A 6068-nucleotide genomic window follows, 5' to 3' on the forward strand; every position below is an offset into this window, starting at 1 on the left:
CGCCGCAACTCACCGCGCGCGCCGCGACCAGCCTGATCGAGCTGCCCGACCTGAAGGCCTATCCCAGGGTCATCGCCGATAGCGGCTGCGAATACCGCATGGAAGGCGCCGAGGACCGTGTCGAGCCGCTCGGCCAGCGCAACGGCAAGGATATGGCGCTGGTGCTGATCGCGTGCGATTCGGGCGCCTACAATTTCGGATCGGCGGTGATGATCGCCGAGCGCCCGATGGAAGACCCGAACGCGAAATGGACCTTCCGCAAGGCGAAGTTCGAAACCCCGACCGGCTGGGGCGACGAGGAGCAGGTGGCGCAGGTGGTCAATGCGAGCTTCGACCCCGCCACCGGCACCCTGTCCGAATTCGCCAAGGGCCGCGGCATCGGCGATTGCGGCACGGCGAGCAGCTATGCCTGGGACGGCGAGCAGTTCCGCCTCGTCGAACGCCATCTCATGGACGATTGCCGCGGTGCCTGGGACTGGCCACGCGTCTGGATCGCGGAGGTCTCGGTCGTCAGGTAAGCGTCACAGCGTGCGTGTCATGCACATGCTGAACGGATCCTCGGTATAATCGCCAAAGGGCGGGCATTCGGCAAAGCCGTGCTTGCGATAGAGCGCGTGCGCCGCGTGGAAGGGCTCGGGCTTGCCGGTCTCGAGGCTGAGCCGGGCATAGCCCCTCGCCCGCGCCTCTGCCATCAGGTGCAGCAGCATCGCCTCGCCCAGTCCGCGCCGCAGGAATGCGGGATCGGTGCGCATCGATTTCAGCTCGCCATGGCTCTCGTCGATCTGCTTCAGCGCTCCGCACGCGGCGAGCTGGCCATCGACGCGCAGCGCGTAGAAGGTGACATCGGGCGCGCGCAGCCGCTCGACCGGAAAGGCATGGACCGAACAGATCGGCGAATGCTGGACCATCTGATCCAGATGATAACGCAGCAGCGCGACGATATCCTCGCCGGTCAGGTCGTCTTCTTCGATGGTGATCGTCTGCTGCATGTCCAAGCCCCCTGGAACCTTTCTCCACGCCCGGACATTGCGATGAGAGGCGCGCACAATCCACACAAAGTTTGCGCGAGACCCCAAAGCCGCCTAATCGCGGCGGCTCAATCCCCGCCTGATCCGGAGCTGTCCCCATGTCGAACCCCCCGCCCGACACCACCAGCGAAAGCCGCTGGTCGCTGGTCATCCATGGCGGGTCGGGGCGGTTCGAGCGCGGCCGGCTGAGCGCCGAGACCGAAGCCGGCGCGCGCGCCGGGCTCGAGCGCGCGCTCGCCGCCGGGTCGGCGGTCCTTGCTGCTGGCGGCAACGCGCTCGACGCGGTGCAGGCGGCGATCGTCGTGCTCGAGGATGACCCGCATTTCAACGCCGGACACGGATCAGTCTATACCTATGAGGGCAAGATCGAGCTCGACGCCGCGGTGATGAGCGGCGCCGACCGCGCCGCAGGCGCCATCGCCCGCGCGCACCACACGAAGAACCCGATCCTGCTCGCGCGCAAGGTGCTCGAGGACAGCCCGCACGTGATGCTCTCGGGCGAGGGCGCGGACCGCTTCTCGGCGGAATCGGGGCTGGTGCAGGTCGAGAACGCCTATTTCGGCACGCCCGAGCGCAAGCGCCAGCTCGACGAGATGAAGGCGAAGACCAGCGGCTGGTTCGATATCGACATGAAATACGGCACCGTCGGCGCGGTCGCGCGTGACGTGCATGGGCATGTCGCGGCAGGAACCTCGACCGGCGGGCTCACCGGCAAGCGCTATGGCCGGATCGGCGATTCGCCGCTGATCGGCGCGGGCACCTATGCCGACGACCGCTCGTGCGCCATCTCCGCCACCGGCGCGGGCGAATATTTCATCCGCGTCGGCGTCGCGCACGAAATCTGCACCCGCATCCGCCTGAAGGCCGAGGCGCGCGCCGAATTCCTCGCGCACGAGGCCGAGCGCGGCGGCACGATCCTCGACGAGGCGGCACGCGCGAAGCTGATCGCCACCGCGCTGACCGGGGACGAGGTGCAGGAGATCGTCGATGCGGTGATGGCCGAGATGGTGGGTCTCGGCGGCACCGGCGGGCTGATCTACCTCACTCCCTGGGGCCATCAGGGCTATGCTTTCCATACGCCGGGAATGTATCGTGGCATGGCCAGCAGCGACGACGCGCGCAGCGTCGCGGTCTATGGCGACGAATAAGCAATAACAGGCGAGGACGTTTGATGACTGGCAATTCCCCCCGCACCGGCGGACGCATTCTGGTGGACCAGCTGGTGGCGCAGGGCTGCGACCGCATCTTCACCGTGCCGGGCGAGAGCTTCTTGGCGGTGCTCGACGCGCTGCACGACGTGCCCCAAATCGACACCGTGGTCTGCCGCCAGGAAGGCGGCGTCGCCTTCATGGCCTGTGCCGATGGCGCGATGACCGGGCGGCCGGGCGTCGCCTTCGTCACGCGCGGTCCGGGCGCGACCAATGCCAGCATCGGCGCGCATGTCGCCATGCAGGACAGCAAGCCGATGGTGCTGTTCATCGGCGATGTCGACCGGGGCATGCGCGACCGCGAGGGCTTTCAGGAGGTCGATTTCCAGGCGATGTTCGCGCCCTTGTGCAAATGGGCGGCGCGGATCGACGATGCCGCGCGCATCCCCGAATATGTCGCGCGCGCGTTTTCGGTCGCGATCTCGGGCCGCCCCGGCCCGGTGGTGCTCGCGCTGCCCGAGGACATGCTCAAGGACGTGGTCGAGACCGCCGACCGCCCGCGCGTCACCCGCCCCGCGCAGCCCGTCTGCCCGAACGGCTTTGCGGTGCTGATGGAGATGCTGGGGGAAGCCAAGGCGCCGATCGCGATCATCGGCGGCGCGGACTGGAGCCCTGCGGCGCGCGCGCATTTCCAGATCTTCGCCGAGCGCATCGGCCTTCCGGTGGCCTGCGCCTTCCGCCAGCAGGATGCCTTCGACAACGCCTCGCCGGTCTGGGCGGGCAATCTCGGCTATGGCCCCAACCCCAAGCTGGTCGCGCGGGTGAAGGCTGCGGACCTGATCCTCGCGCTCGGCGCGCGGCTGGGCGAGGCGACCACCGATGGCTATACGCTGATCACGCCCGAACATCCCGGCCAGACGCTGGTGCATGTCCATCCCGATCCGAACGAGCTCGGTCGCGTCTATCGCACCGACCTGCCGCTGTGCGCCGATATGGACGAGTTCGCCGAAGCCGCCGCGCTGTGGGACGAGGACGAGGTGCATTTTGAAAGTGGGGCCGAGGCGCATGCCGAATGGCTCGCCTTTTCCGACCCACAGCCGACCGGGGCAGCGCTCGATCTCGGCCAGTGCGTCAAGGCGATGCGCGATTTGATGCCCGCCGATACCGTCATCTGCAACGGCGCGGGCAATTTCTCGGGCTGGTGGCACCGCTATTGGCACTATGGCGAAAAGCCGAGCCAGCTTGCCCCGACCGCGGGCGCGATGGGCTATGGCGTGCCCGCCGCCGTCGCGGCGGCGCTGCGGCTGAAGCACCGCAAGGTCGTGGCGCTGGCCGGCGATGGCGATTTCCTGATGAACGGGCAGGAACTGGCCACCGCGGTGCAATATGGCGCCGACCTGCTGGTGCTGGTGATCGACAATGGCGCGTACGGCACCATCCGCATGCACCAGGAGCGCGAATATCCCGCGCGGCTCTCCGCCACGACGCTGCACAATCCCGATTTCGCGATGCTCGCGCGCGCCTATGGCGGCTGGGCGGCGACGGTCGAGCGCACCGAGCAATTCGCCCCCGCGCTGGCCGAGGCGCTGGCGCAGCCGGGGCTGAAGCTGCTGCACCTCAAGACCGAGATCGAGAATATCGCGGCGAGCGGGGCGACGGTTTCGGGGCTGAGGAAGCGCTGACCGGACAGACCTTCTCCCTCGATGGGAGAAGGATACGAAGCCTTGCCGCGCGCAGCGCGGCTAGGCGCAGTTGGATGAGGGTGATGCGCGCTGGCGATGGCGCATCGACCCCCTCTCCCAGCTCCGGCTAGGTTCGCTTGCGCTCACCAAGCCTGCGCAACCCTCTCCCTCGAGGGGAGAGGGGTAAGGATGTGCGCGCTGACCGAACAAACCTTCTCCCTTGATGGGAGAAGGTTACTAAGCCTTGCCAGCTTGCTGGCTAGGCGCAGCTGGATGAGGGTGATTTGCGCTAACGGTGGCGCATTTTCACCCTCACCCGGCTTCGACTCATTCTCTCCGCTTATAAGTCTGCGCAGCCCTCTCCCATCGAGGAAGAGGGATTGAATACCCTGCGCACAAAAAAACCGGCCCTCCTGCTAGCGTAGGAGAGCCGGTTTCCTTGGTATCAGCCAAAGCAGATCAGCCGATCACACCTTGTCGCCGAACGCGCCCTTTACGTCGCCGGCAAGCTTCTGGGTCTTGCCCTTGAGTTGCTGCGCTTCGCCTTCGGCTTCGAGTTCGGGGTTGTCGGTCGCGGCACCAATGCCTTCCTTGACCTTACCGGCCAGATCATTGCCAGCGCCTGCGGCCTTGTCTTTGAGTTCACCCATGGTTTCGCTCCTTCTTTTCAGCAAGACAGTGAGGCTTGCCTTCGGAGTACTTACGCAGGTCAGGAATACCCGTTCCCCGCCATGTTCAGGATTTCCTTCCATTCATCGCTAGTAACCGCCGCAACCGAAAGCCGCGACTGGCGCAGGATCGCCATTTCGGCGAGCTTCGCATTGGCCTTGATCGCCTTGAGCGACACCGCGCGCTCCAGCGGCTCGACCGGCTGCACCTTGACCGCGACCCAGCGCCCGCTTTCGTCCTTGGGGTCGGGGAACGCCGCCGCGCTCACCCGCATGATCCCCACCACCTCCAGTCCGGTGCGCGAATGGTAGAACAGCGCCAGATCGCCCTCGCGCATGGCTTTCAGGTTGTTCGAGGCCTGCGCGTTGCGCACCCCGTCCCATGTCCCTTCGCCGTCGCGCACGAGATCGTGCCAGCCATATTCTTCGGGTTCGGACTTCATCAGCCAATATTGGGTCATGATTTTTCCCGTCTGAGCGCCTAAGGGGGCGCATCGCTCGATCTTCGAGACTCAGCTATTGCGGACCGCATCATGATACAACTGCCCATTCTCTCGCTCACCGACGAACCTGCCGCGCTCGCGCAGAAGCTCGGCGACAGTTTCTCGACCTATGGCTTTGCGATGATCAAGGATCATGGCCTCGACCCCGCGCTGGTGCGCCAGGGCTGGGACAAGACCGCGGAATTCTTCGCGCTGCCCACCGAAGAAAAGCGCCGCTATTACGACAGCGAGGCTGGCGGCCAGCGCGGCTATACGCCATTCGGCACCGAGATCGCCAAGGATGCCAAGGCGCATGACCTGAAGGAATTCTGGCATGTCGGGCGCGAGATCGATCCCGCAAGCCCGATCGCGCACACCATGCCGAAAAACGTCTGGCCCGAGCGCCCCGAGCATTTCCGCGAGACCTTCGAGCCGCTGTTCGCTGAGTTCGACCGGGTGGGCAACATCATCCTGTCGCGCATCGCGGTCTATCTGGGGCTCGATGCGAACTGGTTCGCACCGGCGGTGCACGAGGGCAATTCGATCCTGCGCCTGCTCCACTATCCGCCGATGGACGCCAGCCAGGGCGAGGAAGGCGCGATTCGCGCGGGCGCGCACGAGGACATCAACCTGATCACGCTGCTATTGGGCGCCGAGGAAGGCGGGCTCGAGATTCTCGCCAGGGATGGATCGTGGATCGACATGCGTCCGCCCGAAGGCGCGCTCGTCGTCAATGTCGGCGACATGCTGCAGCGGCTGACCAACCATGTGCTGCCTTCGACGACGCACCGCGTGCGCAATCCCGCGGGCGATCGCGCGCGCTACAGCCGCTATTCGATGCCCTTCTTCCTGCACCTGCGATCGGACTTCCCGATCCGCACGCTCGAAGGCTGCATCACCGCCGAACGGCCCAACCGCTATCCCGATGCGATTCTGGCCGATGACTATCTGCACGAGCGGCTGGTCGAGATCGGCCTGGTCAAGGCCTGAGCTTATTGCACCTGCGCGCGGCGGGGGTCAGTCTCCGCCGCCGCAGCCTCCGCAGCCGCTGCTGCAGCCG

The 6068-nt window shown here is 66.1% G+C and carries 7 protein-coding genes; 4 read left to right on the forward strand and 3 right to left on the reverse strand.

Annotated features, from left to right (window positions below; all coding sequences use genetic code 11):
- Positions 1 to 518: DUF1176 domain-containing protein (locus DM995_RS05945; RefSeq protein WP_116968809.1), on the forward strand; the 518-nt coding region annotated here is incomplete at its 5' end.
- Between the two features lie 3 nt (positions 519 to 521).
- Here the strand turns inward: DM995_RS05945 and DM995_RS05950 are convergent.
- Positions 522 to 989, reverse strand: coding sequence for a GNAT family N-acetyltransferase (locus DM995_RS05950; protein WP_023837827.1), 468 nt, complete (start codon positions 987 to 989; stop codon positions 522 to 524).
- Between the two features lie 137 nt (positions 990 to 1126).
- On the opposite strand from DM995_RS05950, the gene DM995_RS05955 reads away from it, so the two are divergent.
- A complete protein-coding gene (locus DM995_RS05955) occupies positions 1127 to 2176 on the forward strand; it encodes an isoaspartyl peptidase/L-asparaginase family protein (protein ID WP_116968810.1) in 1050 nt (349 codons plus the stop codon).
- Between the two features lie 23 nt (positions 2177 to 2199).
- Entirely contained in the window at positions 2200 to 3858 is a 1659-nt protein-coding gene (locus DM995_RS05960; RefSeq protein WP_116968811.1) for a thiamine pyrophosphate-binding protein, read from the forward strand.
- A gap of 467 nt (positions 3859 to 4325) precedes the next feature.
- On the opposite strand, the gene DM995_RS05965 is transcribed toward DM995_RS05960, so the two are convergent.
- Both DM995_RS05965 and DM995_RS05970 read right to left on the reverse strand, forming a co-directional pair.
- Positions 4326 to 4508 carry a CsbD family protein gene (locus DM995_RS05965; protein ID WP_116968812.1) on the reverse strand — a complete coding sequence of 61 codons (183 nt, stop codon included), beginning with the start codon at positions 4506 to 4508 and terminating at the stop codon, positions 4326 to 4328.
- Between the two features lie 59 nt (positions 4509 to 4567).
- A complete protein-coding gene (locus DM995_RS05970) occupies positions 4568 to 4987 on the reverse strand; it encodes an EVE domain-containing protein (RefSeq protein WP_232824099.1) in 420 nt (139 codons plus the stop codon).
- Between the two features lie 72 nt (positions 4988 to 5059).
- Here DM995_RS05970 and DM995_RS05975 point away from each other — a divergent pair, with 72 nt between their 5' ends.
- Positions 5060 to 5998 (forward strand): isopenicillin N synthase family dioxygenase, encoded by a 939-nt coding sequence (locus tag DM995_RS05975; protein WP_116968813.1) that lies wholly within the window; start codon positions 5060 to 5062, stop codon positions 5996 to 5998.
- Positions 5999 to 6068: the final 70 nt, after the last annotated feature.

Origin of the sequence: Blastomonas sp. UPD001 (assembly GCF_003426715.1) — a bacterium.
Classification (GTDB): Bacteria; Pseudomonadota; Alphaproteobacteria; order Sphingomonadales; family Sphingomonadaceae; genus Blastomonas.